Annotated in this window: 14 protein-coding genes; 10 read left to right on the top strand and 4 right to left on the bottom strand. The window is 33.2% G+C overall.

All coding sequences use genetic code 11. The features are described from left to right. The first annotated feature begins 146 nt into the window (after positions 1 to 146). The 7 genes from IPO86_15300 (at position 147) to phoU (ending at position 8,229) form a co-directional block, all read left to right on the top strand. Positions 147 to 2,408: a DUF4082 domain-containing protein gene (locus IPO86_15300; protein MBK9729475.1), complete on the top strand. Its 2,262-nt coding sequence runs from the start codon at positions 147 to 149 to the stop codon at positions 2,406 to 2,408. Between the two features lie 177 nt (positions 2,409 to 2,585). After that, positions 2,586 to 3,821 carry a hypothetical protein gene (locus IPO86_15295; GenBank protein ID MBK9729474.1) on the top strand — a complete coding sequence of 412 codons (1,236 nt, stop codon included), beginning with the start codon at positions 2,586 to 2,588 and terminating at the stop codon, positions 3,819 to 3,821. Positions 3,822 to 3,834: 13 nt separating this feature from the next. Continuing rightward, entirely contained in the window at positions 3,835 to 4,686 is an 852-nt protein-coding gene (locus tag IPO86_15290) for a phosphate ABC transporter substrate-binding protein (GenBank protein MBK9729473.1), read from the top strand. A 12-nt stretch (positions 4,687 to 4,698) separates the two neighbouring features. Further along, positions 4,699 to 5,889, top strand: a complete 1,191-nt coding sequence (gene pstC / locus IPO86_15285; GenBank protein ID MBK9729472.1) for a phosphate ABC transporter permease subunit PstC — start codon at positions 4,699 to 4,701, stop codon at positions 5,887 to 5,889. A 3-nt stretch (positions 5,890 to 5,892) separates the two neighbouring features. Then, entirely contained in the window at positions 5,893 to 6,774 is an 882-nt protein-coding gene (pstA, locus tag IPO86_15280; protein ID MBK9729471.1) for a phosphate ABC transporter permease PstA, read from the top strand. Between the two features lie 4 nt (positions 6,775 to 6,778). Next, positions 6,779 to 7,537 carry a phosphate ABC transporter ATP-binding protein gene (locus IPO86_15275; GenBank protein ID MBK9729470.1) on the top strand — a complete coding sequence of 253 codons (759 nt, stop codon included), beginning with the start codon at positions 6,779 to 6,781 and terminating at the stop codon, positions 7,535 to 7,537. A gap of 14 nt (positions 7,538 to 7,551) precedes the next feature. Beyond that, positions 7,552 to 8,229, top strand: coding sequence for a phosphate signaling complex protein PhoU (phoU, locus tag IPO86_15270; protein MBK9729469.1), 678 nt, complete (start codon positions 7,552 to 7,554; stop codon positions 8,227 to 8,229). Between the two features lie 236 nt (positions 8,230 to 8,465). Here phoU and IPO86_15265 read toward each other — a convergent pair whose 3' ends face one another. Next, a complete protein-coding gene (locus IPO86_15265) occupies positions 8,466 to 9,917 on the bottom strand; it encodes a vanadium-dependent haloperoxidase (protein MBK9729468.1) in 1,452 nt (483 codons plus the stop codon). Positions 9,918 to 10,298: 381 nt separating this feature from the next. Between IPO86_15265 and IPO86_15260 the strand changes: the two genes are divergently transcribed. Beyond that, positions 10,299 to 10,991 (top strand): response regulator transcription factor, encoded by a 693-nt coding sequence (locus tag IPO86_15260; GenBank protein ID MBK9729467.1) that lies wholly within the window; start codon positions 10,299 to 10,301, stop codon positions 10,989 to 10,991. A gap of 12 nt (positions 10,992 to 11,003) precedes the next feature. On the opposite strand, the gene IPO86_15255 is transcribed toward IPO86_15260, so the two are convergent. The 3 genes from IPO86_15255 to IPO86_15245 all read right to left on the bottom strand — a co-directional run bounded on the left by IPO86_15255 (position 11,004) and on the right by IPO86_15245 (position 15,410). Next, complete coding sequence (locus IPO86_15255) at positions 11,004 to 13,646, bottom strand: hypothetical protein (GenBank protein MBK9729466.1); 2,643 nt, start codon at positions 13,644 to 13,646, stop codon at positions 11,004 to 11,006. Positions 13,647 to 13,827: 181 nt separating this feature from the next. Continuing rightward, positions 13,828 to 14,931 carry a transporter gene (locus IPO86_15250; protein MBK9729465.1) on the bottom strand — a complete coding sequence of 368 codons (1,104 nt, stop codon included), beginning with the start codon at positions 14,929 to 14,931 and terminating at the stop codon, positions 13,828 to 13,830. An 11-nt stretch (positions 14,932 to 14,942) separates the two neighbouring features. After that, positions 14,943 to 15,410, bottom strand: a complete 468-nt coding sequence (locus IPO86_15245; protein MBK9729464.1) for a hypothetical protein — start codon at positions 15,408 to 15,410, stop codon at positions 14,943 to 14,945. A 206-nt stretch (positions 15,411 to 15,616) separates the two neighbouring features. Between IPO86_15245 and serC the strand changes: the two genes are divergently transcribed. Both serC and IPO86_15235 read left to right on the top strand, forming a co-directional pair. Continuing rightward, positions 15,617 to 16,684, top strand: coding sequence for a 3-phosphoserine/phosphohydroxythreonine transaminase (gene serC, locus IPO86_15240; protein ID MBK9729463.1), 1,068 nt, complete (start codon positions 15,617 to 15,619; stop codon positions 16,682 to 16,684). Beyond that, positions 16,677 to 17,429 carry a M48 family metallopeptidase gene (locus IPO86_15235; GenBank protein ID MBK9729462.1) on the top strand — a complete coding sequence of 251 codons (753 nt, stop codon included), beginning with the start codon at positions 16,677 to 16,679 and terminating at the stop codon, positions 17,427 to 17,429. The genes serC and IPO86_15235 overlap by 8 nt, the downstream gene beginning before the upstream one ends. The last annotated feature ends 403 nt before the right edge of the window (positions 17,430 to 17,832 follow it).

Genomic DNA, 17,832 nt, shown 5'->3' with positions numbered 1-17,832 from the left:
TAAATAACATATTGCAGTTCTTTATCTGAATGCATAATTTCATTGTCTTCATGCTTTATTTAACCAGCCTGTTCGATTTCATTTTCATTTTAATGGCAGGTAGTTTTTATCTTTGTACAAATAATTGTTTGACGCATAGTTTGTAAATGATCTATACTTTCCGATTTTTGTATTTTGGAGTTTGTTTTTTAATTTTAAATCCTATTGGTTTTAGTCAGGAAAATTTAATTTCTAAAAGCCAAGAAAATCGACTTCAGATAGAGAAGATTCCTGGAAATCAAAATACGGTTTCAATCTTTAGTTGTCAAACTCCTTCTGTAGTCGACTTCACAGAGAATAGACCATATGAATTAGGTTTAAAATTTAAATCTTCAAAAAATGGACTTATCGTTGGAATTCTGTATTGGAAAGCAACAAGTGAATCTGGTATTCATATTGGTAGAATTTGGAATCAACAAGGTATTGAACTAACAAATAACGAATTTAAAAAGGAATCAAATGCAGGTTGGCAGACTCAATTATTACAAACCCCTTTGTCCATTCTAAAGGATTCTATCTATATCGTTTCTGTGAATGTAAACACACATTATGTCGCATCACAGCAAGAGCTTTCTACGGTTATTTATAATTGTCCGTTGATGACGATTGCAGATGCTAAAAATGGAGTTTATGGAGACCGGGGTAGTTTCCCATCAAATAGTTTTGCAAATTCTAATTATTTCAGGGATATACTTTTTAGTCCAACAGATATGGATTCATGCTTGTCTTCTAAGGTATTTTCAAATCAATTTATCCATCGTGGCTACTTAGGTTGGATTCATGATTTGGCAAGCTCACCAAGGCCAAATGATAATTGGCCATCTATTTGGATCGATGAAGAATTAATTCAAGATTACGAAAACACATTTCAATTAATGCAAAAAATCGGATTGAATGAAATTTCGATCTGGGGTCTTTTCGCTGCAAGATCATGGCCTTTGGATATTGAACATGCAATAGATTCTTTTCGCTCAGTTCAAATTTTAAGAATATTGGAATCCGCACACCATTATAAAATAAAAGTACTAGCTGGTCTTGGAGTTTACAGTTGGGGTTTTGATGAAATTATTCGTGCAAACCCAAATTTAGGTTGTAGCCATAATGCTAGTATTATTTGTCCAAACAATTCGGATGCCTGGAATTGGCAAAAGCGCATGCTTGATTATATCTTTTCGTTTCCAATAGATGGTATTAGTATGCAAAGTGCAGACTTAGGCCGTTGCAGAGATTGTAAAGAATTGGATACCATTTCAGATATGTCTTATCATGCAATTGTAGATGATCGGGTAGCAGAATATGTGAAACAAACGTATCCTGAAAAGTTGGTTGGTGTAAATACCTATGGTATGAATTTAGGAAATCCTCAAGAATTGCAGGCCATCAAAAAATTGACAAGAAATGCTGATTATCTTATTGATGTCAATAACACGGCACTGAATGGTGGGTCTACTCATGTTTGCAATATCGTTCATTCAATTGCGCCGACAAGCTATGGAAATCTGGGAACACCTGGCATAGAACCCCCAATGCATTGGGCTCGCGATCGTTGGTTTTTACCAATGATTAAAAGAAGATCTCAAACCTTGCTCGATTTTTTTAATAAAGGAGCCAGAGCTGTTGAAAATTATATGCATCTAGTAAAAAATCCTGGCGAAGAAGTTTCTTTAATCTTAGTTGCTGCTTTGGAGAATGACCCAAATTTAAATTGGGAATCAGAATTGAAAAGAATTGTGGATGAAATTTATTTGCCTGAAGATAGTCTTGTTTTGGAAAAATTATCAGCACTTTTTATACATGCTGAGGATATTTATTTTAAACAAGTGGGTGTTTCTCAAATAATTTCTTTGGAACCATTAGTTTCAAGTACAGCAGGGCCGCCAATTTATATAAGAGATCGAATGACTTTGCAAGGGATGCTTGAGTATAAAGAAGATTTGTGTATTTTGAGACAAGAGTTCTTAAACTTAAAACCAAAAATTGCAAACACAGATCGATTAGATATTATTTTGAAATGTATAGAAAATACCGTAAATGATATATCTATTTTAACAAACAATGCAAGCAATTGTAAATTGGTAAAGTCAGAAAATGAATCAGTTTCTAAAGAATCATTAAAATTGAATTGTGTGCATTCTGCAACTCCAGGAATTATAGTGGTTGAAGTTTGGAATGGAAATAGGTCGCAGAATGCAATCCTTAAATTAACATCCGCAAACGGGGTATTGCTGTCGAAGGTAAAAATACCAATCTTACAAGGTCAGAATTCTTATTTTATAGAAGTTGATACGAAATCTTCACAGATATATTTTATTCAAATTGGAGATCCTATAAATAATACTTTTGAATATTGTAAGGTATTCATGAAGTAAATATGCGTGCCAATATTGGGTTTTAAAGGTAGCTGAAAACTCGTTGATTTTGTCATTATTGGCTATTTTCACTGCTATTTAGATTGATCTCTGCCTTAAATACTTAACCATTTCTTAATATTGGCTTAATATTAGACCACGGTCCGGAACCTACCTTTGTGTTGTAAAAAAGTTGAAATGAAATTTTATTGGTTATTGCTATTCCTATTTATGGGTCTATCGTTCTCTCATGCTCAAAATTCAGGCAATGTTGATTCGTTGTTGAAAGTGCATTCTGATGAGATCAAAATTTTGAAAAGAATTCATTTAAGTGGTTATACCCAACCGCAGTTTCAGTGGACAGAGAAGAAAGGATCCAAATATCCTGGTGGTGATTTTGGAGCTAATATTAATAATCGCGTTAGTATTCGCCGTTCAAGATTAAAGGTAGCCTATAATGCTAGCCCCTTTGAATGGGTTCTTGTCACTGAAAACACAGAACGAGGGATTACTCTGCATGATATGTACGCGTCTTATACATTTACAAAAATAGGATTGAAGTATACAGCAGGTTTATTTCCAAGACCTTTTGGATTTGAGCAAAGCTATTCTACAGCAAACCACGAAGGCCCTGAAAGGGCTCGGTTTTCGACTACATTATTGCCAGCAGAAGCGGATCTGGGTTGTAAGTTAAGTTATTTTAAATTGAAGCCCTTTACATTTGAACTTGGCGTTTATAATGGTAATGCTACAGCCGCTGACATTGATTCTTATAAAGATATAGTTGCCAGAATTTCTATAGATAAAGGCTTGAGAATTGGAAATCTGAGCGGTGGGGTCTCATTTTATCATGGATCTTTCATCCAAAGTACAAATTATCTTTTTGAGACCGAAAATTTAAATGGCCTGCCTCAGTATGTATTGCAGGATACTGTAACAAACAATAAGGGATCTGCAGCATTAAGACAATATTTAGGTGCAGACATCCAATATGCCATTAAATCAAATTTTGGATTGACAACGCTAAGAGCGGAGTGGGTCAGTGGAATTCAACCAAGTTCAGCCAGCACATCTGATAGTCCTAAAAGTGCCACAGCACCTAACTTTGATACATATTCCAGGAAGTTTAATGCTTTAACAACTTATTTTTTGCATAAAATTGGAAAAACAAATTTTCAAATTTTGATTAAATACGATTGGTATGATCCAAATACAGATGTTGAGCCAGAAAATATTGGAGTTGCAAATAGCAAATTAAATGCAACAGATATTAAGTATTCTACCTTGGGGTTGGGCATAAACTATTATTTTAAAAACATGTATATTATGGCTTATTATGACCTCATAACGAATGAAAAAGCCAGTAATTTAAAGGGATTTGAGAATGATCTGAAAGACAATGTTTTTACATTAAGAACACAATTTAAATTTTAATAAAACTAAAATCATGAAAATATTAAATTTATTAGTAGCCTCTTTATTATTACTAGTTGCCTGCAATAATGCGAGTCAGGAAAAAAGAGATTCAAAATCCAATACTTTGAAAATTAAAGGAAGCGATACGGTATTGCCCCTTGCACAGAAGTCTGCTGAAAACTTTATGAAAACGCACCAGGATATTTCAATTGCAGTTGTAGGTGGGGGTAGTGGTACAGGAATCACTGCTTTAATGGATGGTAATACGGATATTGCTATGTCCTCTAGAGAATTAAAAGGAGAAGAAAAATTAAAATTACTAGAGAAACAAATTGCGATTGAAGTAAAAACAATAGCAGTTGATGCTTTGGCTGTGATTGTGCATCCTGAAAATAAAGTTGAAAATTTAACAAGAGAGCAATTAGAGAAAATTTATATTGGTGAAATAACCAATTGGAAAGAAGTAGGTGGTGCGGATTTAACAATTGTTGTGTATTCCCGGGAGAATAGTTCTGGAACTTATGAGTTTTTCAAGGAACATGTAATGGATAAGAAAAATTATGCGAGCACTGTTTTAAACATGCCTGCTACGGGAGCAATTGTACAATCTATTAGTCAGACTAAAGGAGCTATTGGATACATAGGTATTGCATATATGACACCAGAGGTTAAAGCGATCCATGTATCGTATGATCAGGGCAAAACTTTCGTGGCTCCTAGTTTAGAAACAGCTAAAGATAAAGCGTACCCAATATCCAGACCATTATACTACATTTACGATATAAAAATTGCAGCAAAAGTGGGAGCATTCGTTGACTATTGCTTATCTGCAGAAGGTCAAAAAATGGTGGAAGAAGTTGGATATATACCTTTAAACAAATAAGACTTTTAATTTTTGAGACTCTTTATTGAACATTTTATTGAATGGATTATAAAAGGCTGTGGTTATATCTCAGCCTTCATTGTCTTGTTGATTGTTTTCTTTTTATTTAGAGAAGGGATATCATTTTTAAATTCTTCGCCACTTGAAGAACATTATGGGCTCTATGTAAACATTCAGAATCCAATTACTAAATTGTCTGATAATCAAGTTAAGGATATCTTTGATCAAAAAATTGTCAACTGGAATCAAATAGGAGGGCATGATGATTTGATAAAAAGAATTTCGGTAAATGAGTTGGATGACCATTTTACAAAAGAGCAACTTGGATCAAATTTTGAATATCTCAGTGTTTGTGTAAATCGTTATATTGATACAGTACCAGGCGCTATTGCTTTTTTTTCTGAAAGGCAATTGGCTATATCACCAAATACTAAAGAGATCACTTTAGAAAAAATATCCTTAGGTAAATTTTTAACAGGTCTTGAATGGTTTCCAACAGCACAACCTGCTGCTATTATGGGTACCTTGCCATTATTATTGGGTACTTTGTTGGTTAGTTTTTTCGCAATTTTGTTTGCACTACCCCTTGGGTTAGCAGCTTCTATTTATTTGGCTGAGATTGCGGATGAGCGAGTTCGGAAAATATTGAAACCGATTATCGAACTTTTATCTGGAATTCCATCTGTAGTTTATGGTTTTTTTGGATTAGTAGTAATCGTTCCATTTTTACAAAAAGTATTTAATTTACCAGTTGGTGAAACCGCATTAGCAGGAAGTATTTTACTGGCAATTATGGCGCTTCCAACGATTATAACAGTCTCTGAAGATGCTATTCGCACCTGTCCAAGAGCTATGAAGGAAGCAAGCCTTGCACTGGGCGCATCCCATTGGCAAACAATTCGAAAAGTAATTTTACCATATGCTTCTTCAGGTATAACCGCAGCTGCAATCTTGGGTATTGGACGCGCAATTGGTGAAACAATGGCAGTATTAATGGTTACTGGAAATGCAGCTGTTATTCCTAAGAGTTTAATTCAACCAGTTAGAACAATTCCTGCCACGATTGCTGCAGAATTGGGCGAAGCACCTTTTGGTGGATTGCATTTTAAAGCTTTATTTGCATTAGCTTGTATCTTATTTATAATCACTCTGATTACAAATTTATTAGTTGAAAGAATGTCTGCTAATCGAAGAACCTCATAGTGTATGCTTGAATTTCCGGTAAATATTAATCGAAAGAAAAAAATTCACCAAACTGTAATGTTTTGGATTGCACGATTAATATCTTATATTATTATTGCAACTCTATTCTTAATTTTGTTTTTTATTGTTAAGCGTGGAATTGGAGTTATAAATTGGGAATTTTTTAGTACCATGCCAAAAGAAGGCATGACAGAAGGTGGGATTTTTCCGGCGATAGTTGGTACCTTTTATTTGGTAATCGGCAGCATGATTGTTGCATTTCCAATTGGCGTTTTATCAGGTATTTATGTAAATGAATATGCAAAGGATGGGAATCTGAAAAAATTCATAAAAATGATGACAAATAATTTGGCTGGGATACCTTCCATCGTTTTTGGATTATTTGGAATGTCTTTATTCGTAAATCAATTAAATTTTGGTGCCTCTATAATAGCTGGTTCATTAACACTTGCTTTATTAGCATTGCCATTAATTATTCGTACTACAGAAGAAAGTTTAAAATCAGTGGATCAGACGTTTCGACTTGCTAGTTATGCATTAGGTGCTTCAAAATTATATACTATTAGAAAAGTTGTATTGCCAATTGCATTTCCAAATATTATCACAGGATTAATTTTGGCAATCGGAAGAGTTTCTGGAGAAACAGCACCAATTTTGTTTACAGCTGCGGCCTATTTCTTGCCAAAACTTCCACATTCTATGTTTGACCAATGTATGGCATTGCCTTATCATTTATATGTAATTTCTACAAGTGGTACCGATATAGAAAGTAGCAGACCCATAGCTTATGGTACAGCAGTTGTTTTGATCGCTATCGTTTTATTTGTAAATTTATTAGCGAATTTTTTGAGAAATTATTTTGGACGAAAAGTTAAAATGAAGTAAGCTTATGGGCATTAAAATAGAAACAAAAAATGCTGAATTATATTATGGCGAGTTCCATGCGCTTAAAAATGTTAGCATGCAGATTCAAGAGAAAACGGTCACTGCATTAATTGGTCCATCTGGATGTGGTAAATCTACATTTTTGAGATTGTTTAACAGAATGAATGATTTGATTGAAGGCGTTAGAATATCAGGTGATATATTGGTGGATGGAACAGATATATATAAAATTAAAACTGCTGAAGTTGATCAATTGAGAAGAAATGTTGGTATGGTCTTCCAAAAACCAAATCCATTTCCTAAAACAATTTATGAAAATGTTGCTTACGGATTGCGAGTGAATGGTATTACGGATAAAAATCAAATTGAGTCACAAGTTGAAAAATCTTTAAAGCAAGCCGCTCTATGGGAAGAGGTTAAGGATAAATTGAAAAAATCTGCCTTTGAATTATCTGGTGGTCAACAACAACGTTTATGTATAGCCCGGGCAATGGCCATTGAACCTTCCATTTTATTAATGGATGAACCTGCTTCTGCATTAGATCCAATTTCCACTAGTAAAATTGAAGAACTCATTTACGAATTAAAAAATAACTTTACAATCTTAATAGTAACGCATAATATGCAACAAGCTAGTCGGGTGAGCAATTATACCGGATTTTTCTTGTTAGGTGATTTGGTAGAGTTTAATGAAACCAAGAAAATTTTTACAAATCCGGATAAACAACAAACGGAAAATTATATCACAGGTCGTTTCGGCTAATAAAACGAGTAGTTATGCTTCATCTAGAAAATGAAATCCAGGAATTGAGAGATAAATTAATATCCATGTGGGATCTTGTGATTAAACAATTGGATAAAACCGAAGTATCCTTAAGAGCTTTTGACCGGGACCTTGCTTTAGAAATACAAGAAACAGAGCGGAGAGTCAATGCATATGAACTTAGTATTGACAGAGATTGTGAAGATTTTATTGCACTGCTTCAACCTGTTGCTTCGGATTTAAGATTTGTACTTTCTACGTTAAAGATCAATACCAATCTTGAACGAATTGCAGATATCGCCTGCGGTATTTCTGAGTTTATTTCTGACACTGAAGAAGATTTCAATGGAGATATTATAAAGCAAATGGATGCTGATAAAATGTTAAGTATCTCTATTGAAATGGTAAAAGAATTAAGAGAATCTTATATCCTGGAAAATACTAAGTTGGCACGGACCGTATATAAAAGGGATAAAATGCTGGATAAATTAAATGAAGTTGCAAGTTATAAAGCCATTGAATGCTTAGATATGTATCCGGATCAAAGACGTCAAACATTACATATATTATCTATTATTCGAAAGTTGGAACGTATCGGGGATCAATCTAAAAATATAGCAGAAGAAATTATTTTTTATTTAGATGCTAAAATCGTAAAGCATAAAAAGAAAGATAAAGAAGAGTTGATATAAATTTATTCCTAGTTCCCATTATTCAATATATTATGATTCCAATACCTTAATCGGTTTCATGGGATTTTTTGAAAATGACCTAAATATTTTATTTGTTAAGTCTGCATTTGGAATTTATTTCAGAAAGATATTTTTATCACATATAAGATTTTTGTATATAAAAAAAGTTGCTTTATTGAAAAATAAAGCAACTTTTTTTAAAATTTTATATTCCTTAAGAAATTTAAATCCTGGAATTATTTTTTGTAAGTCCCGTCAAAATATTTTTGAAAGACATCGCTCCATAAGTATTGCGCAATGTCTCTACCCATTTTTAATCCGGCAATATTATCTGCTTGTACATGATAACCACCCATGACCCTTGAAATTCCGGCCATATCAGCTGTTGCAGTAAAGGTAGGTAAGGGTAAAGAAACAGGGTCGCCCGGAGTTTCCGTAATAATACCGCATATTCTATGTTCTGTTTCCCCGAATGTATCGCTGCCCGTAAATAATTCAAGTATTTTAGCACAAGCACCACTTACGGTACTGTGACCAGAAACATAAGCAGGAAACGGTGGGGATACAAAATTAGCTGGAGAATACGGATGCCATCTTTCAGCTGGAATCGTTTGGGTACCCTTATCTGGTCCACCCCATCCTTTTATTTGTTGGCCCTTATAATAATGTCTAACTAAAGTCCAGGGTCTTGCACTGTCATAGAATCGTTTTGTTTCCCAACAAGCGATGAATGCATCCATGGCTGTGTTTCCTACCGTAAAAAAAAGTTTAACGTCCCTATCTAAATTATTTTTATCTCTTGAAGAAACCATTTGTGCAAATCGCAACCAATGTCCTGCTTGACCGGTAGACCGTGGTCCGTCACGCATAAACTCTATGATTGATTTTCTTGTATGGTCAAGATTAGCATTAAAATCGATTACTTCATCAACTTCTTTTTTCAGTTGATCAGAACCCACTTTAGGGTATTCAGGTGCTCTAAATTGAGAAGAATTTTTTAAGCCAAAAGGTTTAACCCGATACCAATGAGGAGTTAAAAAATTAACTAAAAAAGTATCTCCTTTTCCATCTACAAAGGGCAATGGATGCCATTTGTCAGGATTGATTACATTTTTATATGTATTCATTGGGGTATAATAGGTATAGTCAGTATACGGCTTGCCATTTCCTCCAATTTCATCCCCTAATTGATTCGCTCCATCATGATGACGTTCCTTAAGTATTGCCGCGGCAACAAGATTTCCTATGCCTTCTGGTTTGGTTTTATCTGTAGTTGTGTTATTAGGGTTAAAACCCATTTTTTTAAAATGTTCTAAAAAAAATGCTTTATCTTCTGGATAAATATCTTGTAATACCCTCAACATTGCAAAACTTATTGCAATTTCTTTGTTTTTATTGGTTCGTTCTGCTACAGGCCTTCTCAATTTAGCTCCAAAAGTGGTACCAACAGCTTTTGCATCGTATGCTGCCCAGGCATCATACATTGCAGCAGTAGCAATTCCTAAAGTTCTGGATTGTATGGTTGGCTTTGCACCTACCCGATCTACTTCATTGGCAGTGGCTTCAAGGGCTATATCCAACCACTTATTTGCCATGGTGGATTTATAGTTGGAATCTTTGTTTTGAGCTATTAGGTTCTGACCAAAGATTAAAAGACTAAATAAAATTAAAATAGTTTGTTTTTTCATCGATGCGGCTTTTGTATTATAAAAAATGAGTGAATACCAATAAAAAAAAACACCCAGTCAACCAAGAACTCCTAAATTTTAAATATATTTTTATTTAAAATTTATTTTTGGATGACTGAGAGCTTTTTAAACCAAAACTATAATGTGAAAATAAATATCTTCAAAAGTCCTTTTGTTAAATTAACTCCAGGACTGATTTTTTATGATCTCCCCAAATCCACGTTAGGATCTTAATTGGCGATTTCATGCCTCAAAATTAATACAAGCATGCCCCTGGAAAATCATTTTTTTACGAAATGGCTTAAATAATTGATGAAATGGACAATTTAAATTATAAAGGATGGCACGATTGTGGTAGAATTTATGGGTTAAGATAGCTTTATGGCATTTAGATGTTTACTTGTAGATGATGACCCACTGATTGGAGATTTGCTAAAACACTTTTGTTCAAAAACGGAGAAAGTGAGCTACTGTATTTTAGCCAATAATGCCACAGATGGTTTGAGTTTATTGGCTGCTGGAGGACTTGATCTCATATTTTTGGATTATAACTTGCCAGATATGAAAGGGCAGGAATTTTTAGAACTCATGCAAGCTCAAGTTCCAGTAATTATGGTTACTTCTGAAGCAGAATTTGCGGCGAAAAGCTATGATTATGACCAAGTAGTAGATTTTTTAGTAAAACCTTTAAGTTTTGATCGATTTTTGAAAGCAATAGACAGAGTCGACGGAAACACTCTGGAATTGCCAAAATCAACAATTAAAGACAAATCCATTTTCTTAAAAGATGGGTCAAAATTGGTTAGAATTCAATTTGAAGATGTCCTCTTTATTAAATCGGAAGGCAATTATGCAAACTTTGTCCAGGAACAATCACAAACCATGAATTTGGTTAGTATGAAAGAATTGGAAGATAAGTTACCTCCTGATTTTATTCGGGTTCATAGATCTTATATTGTGAATCGTAAAAAAATTCAAGTGATCCTACTGGATGAATTGATTATTAATGATCGACATATTCCTATTGGAGAAAAATACAAAGCCGAATTATTAAAAACTATTGAAGAACTTTAATTTCTAAATTTTTTACCCTTCAATATTTAATATTTGAGAACTCTTTAATTTTGAAATTTCAACTTCAAATATTTTTTGGTAGCTTATTAAAGGCAATGATACCTTATTTATCAGTGCAGGAACATCTGCATTTTGGGTTTCTATATTAAATCGGAGCGTATCTAATAATTTTTGAAAAGAGTGGAGTTCAAATGTCCGAATTGAATTAATTACTTTATGATATACTTTGTCAAATTCCTCCATATTTTGTTGTTGTATTGTATGTATTAATTTGGTACTCATTTCTTTCCATTCTGAAAGGGTTAACTCAAATGCAATTAAAACTTTGTCTAATTGATAATCATAGTTGTTGTATAAGTTTTGTAATTGTGGTGCTTCGTAATTTTTTTGAAAAATTATTGTGGTCAGTTCTTTTATTAAAATTTCAGTCGAAATGGGTTTTTGTAAAATTAAATCAAACTGAAATTTTAATTCCCCAAGTATGGCATCAATATCATCAGTGGCGGATATTAAAATAAGGATTCCTTTTTCATTTAAGGCTTTTTTAAAATTAACAAGATGATCTTTCAATTTTGTGTCTGGGAAATTGAGATCTGAAATAATGAGATCATACTTTAAATTCTCATTTTTTAAAAATATTTCTGGTGAATTAAAACAGTTTGTTTGAATGGAATATTTTGTAAATACTTGTGAATAAAAAAATGTATTTTGAGCATCATCATCAATGCAAGCAACAGTTTGAATATAGGATTTTAAATTTAAACTTGAGGAATCTTTCCATTCATTTAAATTTTTAATTTCCTGCATTAAGGATTTTAATGAAAAAGTGAATGATGCTCCGGCATTTTCATTTGATATGATTTCGAGTTTAGAATCAAATAGTTTTAATAAATTAATTACAATTGGCAAGCCCAGTCCAACATTTTGAGTCTGTCTGGATTCTCCTGTTACTGGTTTTTGATTTAAAATATTTTCAATGTTTGCTGCAGATAATCCAGAACCATGGTCTTCTATTGAAAACAAAAGTGTTTCTTTTGAAGATAACTGTAAACTTAAGCACACCTCACTAGAAAGTCGGCTATGTCGAATTGCATTTGAAAGTAAATTATGCAAAATCTGTCCTAAACGGATCGGATCTGTGAATATGAATTTATTGAATAAAATGGGATCAAGATTTAATTTTAATTTTATCTTTTTATTGGATGCATCCAATAAATGACTTTTAAGAATATTGTCAATGTATTCTTTTAAGGCTGTTTTCTGGATATTTAATTCAATTTGGCCATGAATTAGTTTTCGGTAATCTAAAATATCATTTACAAGGGTAAGTAAAGTATCTGAACTAAATTTTAATGTGTCAATAAATACTTGTTGATCTGGTCTGGGTTTATTTTGATTCAACATTCCAGTCATTCCTAAAATAGATTGTAATGGATTCCGAATTTCATGACTCATATTTTCCAGAAACTCGGATTTGGCTTTATTTGCTTCAATGGCTTCCGTTTTAGCTATTTTTAATTCCGTTAAATTGAGATTAATTTTATTTGCCATTTCCTGAAAGGAATTTGCTAAATCTCCAATTTCATCATCCCGATCAATTTGCAATTTAACATTTTCTGGGTTTTTGCCAAAATTAATGATCGTTTTAGTTATTGATTTAAATTCTTTAGTTTGCCTTTGTGTCCACCACCAAGCTATAAATAAGGAGATAAGGGTTAGAAATACTGTTAGAAGTATAATATCTGATTTCCATTGATTAAAAACAGATAGTAGTATATTTTTATTAGCACTTAAGCAAAAGTGCAAGTGATAATTATCGCGCGGATAAAAATAATCCTGGATAGCATAAATTTCATTTTCAGTGGATAACAATCCTTGAAGAATATCCTGATTGGTATTGGCCGGAAAAATGGAAGGTGCTTTGTCAAATTCAAAACCATATATTAGTGAACTATCAGGATGGATTAAGTAGTAACCATTGGAGTTAATCAATCTTAAATTATATTGTGCTCCTGCTATTTTTTTAAGCTCATTAAATACATAACTTAGATCTATATTTATAATTAGAATTCCAAATATTTTATCATTCTGAAATATGGGCTTTGCTACACGCATGGTAGGAACCATGGGCATAATTATTTTACCATATTCCTGATTTAGATTAATTTCTGAAAAATAAAGAGAATCTTTCGGTAACTGAATGGTTTCTCTGAAATAGTCCCGTTCTCCTTTTTCTTGTAAATGTAAATTATCAACTAAACCAATACTATCAATAAATTTTTCAGCTCGTATAATTTCTTTTCCTTTTTGATCTAATCCTATTAAGCGAATTTGGAAATAATGTTTTTTAATTGCTAAAAGGGATAAAAGCTCTTTCGATAAGTTATTTTTTAATTCCTGATCATTTCTATTAGTTAAAAATGCATACAAAAATGGATTTTCAGATAGGAACCAAATATCTCTTCGAATGTCTTCTAAAAAGGTGTTGAATTGTGTGACCACCGATTCATTGTTATGATTTAATGACAGGGTAGCGTTTTCGAGTATTTTATTTGAGCTGATCCTATAAATAGAATAGCCTAGAACTAAGGAGGTAAATGCTAATAAGAAAAAATATACAATGGCATTTTTAACAGTTATTGAAATTCTTGGCATATCCTTTAGTGCATGATTTTGATACTTGCAAAGATAAATATGGAATTGGTGTCTATGGAATTAAATGCAAATTGGTTTAATTTATTAAATTCTTAAACTACATTTAATAAAAAGAGGGAGATGTAATAATACATCTCCCTCCATTCCACATCGTTTAAAAAGGGAATATTATAATTTGAAATTACATTCCAGAGTTACCAAAACGGAAGCTAAACCCAAGGTTAATTGAATAGTCAGCAAAAGCTGCATCTCCTTGTGTAAAGGTACCGGTATCGGCTGTTCTTCTTTTGTCTGAATCGCTTTGAACGCGATCTCTTTCAAGTGCAATAGGTACTGCTGCAAAAATATTAAAGCGATTTAATTGATAAGAAATGGATGGTTCTAAAGCGATTACATATCCAGGTCTTCTAAAACCATTACTTTCACCAACTAAATCTTCACTAGGAATCCCTTCCAAACGGGCACCAGCAGAAACTGTAAATTTTGAAATACTATAATTCACACCAGCTCTTACCATATATTGGTCAGGGACACTCATCGTTGCAGTTCTGTATTTAATGGCTGTTGCAGATGCTGTTCCTCCCCGTGTTGTGGAAGTGCCATTTTGATCTCTTGGGTTAATAAGGTAGTACAGATTGCCATAAAAACCAATCGATTTTGTAATGTTATAATAAGCATTCAGCTCTGTAGAAAATCCTGTTCCACCATCGCCTGGTTGAATCGATTGATCAACGGCTCCAAGTAACTCGGTTGTATCATTTTTATAGAAAAAATCTTGATATCTATAATCACCCGTTGGTAATTTTATGCCTAATCCTATTTGAATATTTCCTTTTTCAGATGGCTTAAATAACCATGCATTTACAGAAAATCTAACATCACCTAGACCTACTGCAGAAGTTTCATGTCTGGTTTTTCCATCATGCTCATAAAGGGAGGTTCTTCTAACAGATTGAAATGGTAAATTTACACTTAATGACCAACGGTTATTGAAATTCCGTATTAGGGACATATCCAGAAAATTTGAATAATTTCTAACATCGGAACCATTTTCAACCCGTTCTACTTGTTCTTCTTTACCCCGATAATGGCGAAACGATTTATAATATCTATAGGAAGTATTAAATTGCCAACCTTCTCCACCCTGGCCTGGATTCATTTCATGTGAGCAGGTTGCACTTCCATTGCGTATTGCAACACAACCTTGTGCCTCGATTTGGTTTAGACTAATAGTAATTATACTTAATACAATGAATGCATTGAATTTTGAGCTTGGTTTTTTCATAAAAAGATGGATTAAATATTTTGAGAGTTAATTTTTACAAGTTTGTATTTACCATACATTAAAACGGTAAAAGCACTGGCAATTAAAACCACATTTTTGATAATGTATTGACCTGTTAATGTAAGTGCAAATCCATTTTGCCAGGTATCATTTGGCAAGTAAAATAAAGGTAAAAAGGTAGTGAGCATTTGTGCTGAAAATAAGGCAAATGCAATATTTGTATATTTTGGAAATAACCATAATATGCCAATCAAGCATTCAAAAGCGCCTAAAAGAATTAGAAAATGCGTGATGGTAATATAAGAACTGATAGTTTGTGTATGTAGCCTGGTAACTAAACCTTCAGCAGGAGAAATGGCAAGTACTTTTAAAAATCCGAACCAAAAGTAAACTACAAATAAGGCTACTCTGTTGAATACAACAACAGGATTTTGAATTTGAAGGGACATTTTCAGGTTACTTTGGACTGATTTTTCCATCATGTTTCGTTTAAATAGTTTAGAATAGTGAATTAGAGTAGCATAAAATTAAAGCGCGACCTATGCGAAAAGGTGAGCTTTATTTTAAAATGCCTTTAAAAAGGACGAAATGGCTAATATTTTATGCTAAAAAGTTCATATTAAAACATTCAATAATGTTACTTTGACCCGACAGGATCTTTAACTTTGCCTTTTTAATCAGAAGTATGAAAAAACATAATTTTTACGCCGGCCCTGCAATTTTACCACCAGAAGTATTGATTCAAGCAGGAGAAGCAATAAAAGACTTCGCAGGTATGGGTTTATCTATCCTGGAAATTTCTCATCGGAGTAAACAATTTGAGGCTGTAATGGTAGAATCTGCAAACCTGGTTAAGGAATTAATGGGTCTATCTGAAGATTACGAGGTTTTATTCTTATCAGGGGGTGCCAGCAGTCAATTTTATATGATTCCAATGAACTTATTAGATGAATCAGGAAAAGCCTGCTATATCAATACAGGAGTATGGGCTGCAGGGGCAATAAAGGAGGCCAAACTATTTGGTCCAGTAGAAGTGATAGCAAGTTCAGAATCGGATCAATTCAGGCATATTCCTAAAGATTTCATAGTGCCACCAGATGCGACCTATCTTCATATCACATCTAATAATACAATTTATGGATCTCAATACCATTCCTGGCCTGAAATTTCAGTACCCTTGGTTTGTGATATGTCAAGTGATATATTTAGCCGTCAACTGGATTTTTCAAAGTTTTCACTGATTTATGCAGGTGCTCAAAAGAATCTAGGGCCGGCGGGAGTGACCCTTGTAATAATCAAGAAGTCTATTCTGAATAAAATAAATCGCAAGCTTCCGAGCATGTTAAATTATAAGTCCCATATTGATAAGGAGAGCATGTATAACACACCTCCTGTTTTTCCAATTTATGTAACAATGTTGACTTTACGGTGGATTAAAGAGATCGGTTTACAAGAATTGGAGAAAAGAAATGAACAAAAAGCTTCTAGTTTATATGCAGAAATTGACCGAAATGCCCTTTTTGAAGGGACTGTAAATTTGGAGGATCGATCCCGGATGAATGTAGTATTTATAGCAAAGCATCAAGAGCATGAAACAGCATTTCTTGAAAGCTGTAAACAAGCAGGATGTGTTGGCTTAAATGGGCATCGTTTAGTCGGTGGTTTTAGAGCATCTTTATATAATGCTTTGGCACAGGAAAGTGTAAACGTATTGATTGATGTTATGAAAGATTTTGAAAACAAATATGCCTAATTTAAAGGCTTTTTCAGAATTTTCGGAGATCCATTTTCGTGATTTTTCATTAAAAATGGAAACGGTTTATGAAAACCGAAGATCGGCCAGGATCAGTCTTGGTAAACATCATGCGATCTTAAGATTACCCATTTTATTAAGCATAAGTCAAAAGGAAAAACATCTGGATTGGGCTAAAAATTGGGTTATTAAAAAATTTGAACAAGATCAAAATTTAAGAAGCCGATATGTCCCTAGAAACTATCAATCTGGTCAATGCATTCAATTGCGAAATCAGGAATTTGTCTTGGAAATTTTAGAAGATATAGATCGAAAAACTGCCCTGGGCAACCTAAAAGGAAAGACCTTGGTGATTCATCTTCCAATTGGAATTAATGCATATCAAAAACACAAATTATGCAGTACCATAATTAGTCGGATCATGGCTTCTTTTTTTCAATCAGAAATTTCTAAAAGGGTTTTTGAAATCAATGATCAGTTTTTTAAAAAGGAAATTAAATCTGTCCGTATAAAATATAATGTAAGTAATTGGGGGAGCTGCAGTTCAAATAAAATAATAAATTTATCCTCACGCTTACTATTGACGCCACAATTTATAACAGATTACATCATTGTGCATGAATTAGCGCATCTAGTGCATATGAATCATTCTCCCCGATTTTGGGCTTTAGTTGAAAAAGTAATGCCAGAATATCAAAAAGCTGAAAAATGGCTAAACAAAAATGGTGAAACCTGTAATTGGTGAACATAAATTAAAGCCATAGAGATGGCTTTAATTTATGTGAACCTAAAAATTAAGGGAGCTCCGTCGAGCTAAATTTTTAGGCTAACGAGAAGATATTAGCCATAGAGATGGCTTTAATATATGTGAACCTAAAAATTAAGGGAGCTCCGTCGAGCTAAATTTTTAGGCTAACGAGAAGATATTAGCCATAGAGATGGCTTTAATATATGTGAACCTAAAAATTAAGGGAGCTCCGTCGAGCTAAATTTTTAGGCTAACGAGAAGATATTAGCCATAGAGATGGCTTTAATATATGTGAACCTAAAAATTAAGGGAGCTCTGTCGAGTTTATTTTAAACTATTATTATTTATTCAGCTAACGGTTTTGGGCTTGGCGAAGGTGGCGATTTTCACCACTAATGTT

The organism is Saprospiraceae bacterium, from assembly GCA_016717265.1.
Classification (GTDB): domain Bacteria; phylum Bacteroidota; class Bacteroidia; order Chitinophagales; family Saprospiraceae; genus Vicinibacter.
Note: the sequence above shows the minus strand (reverse complement) of the source record. Positions and strands in the feature narration are given on the sequence as shown.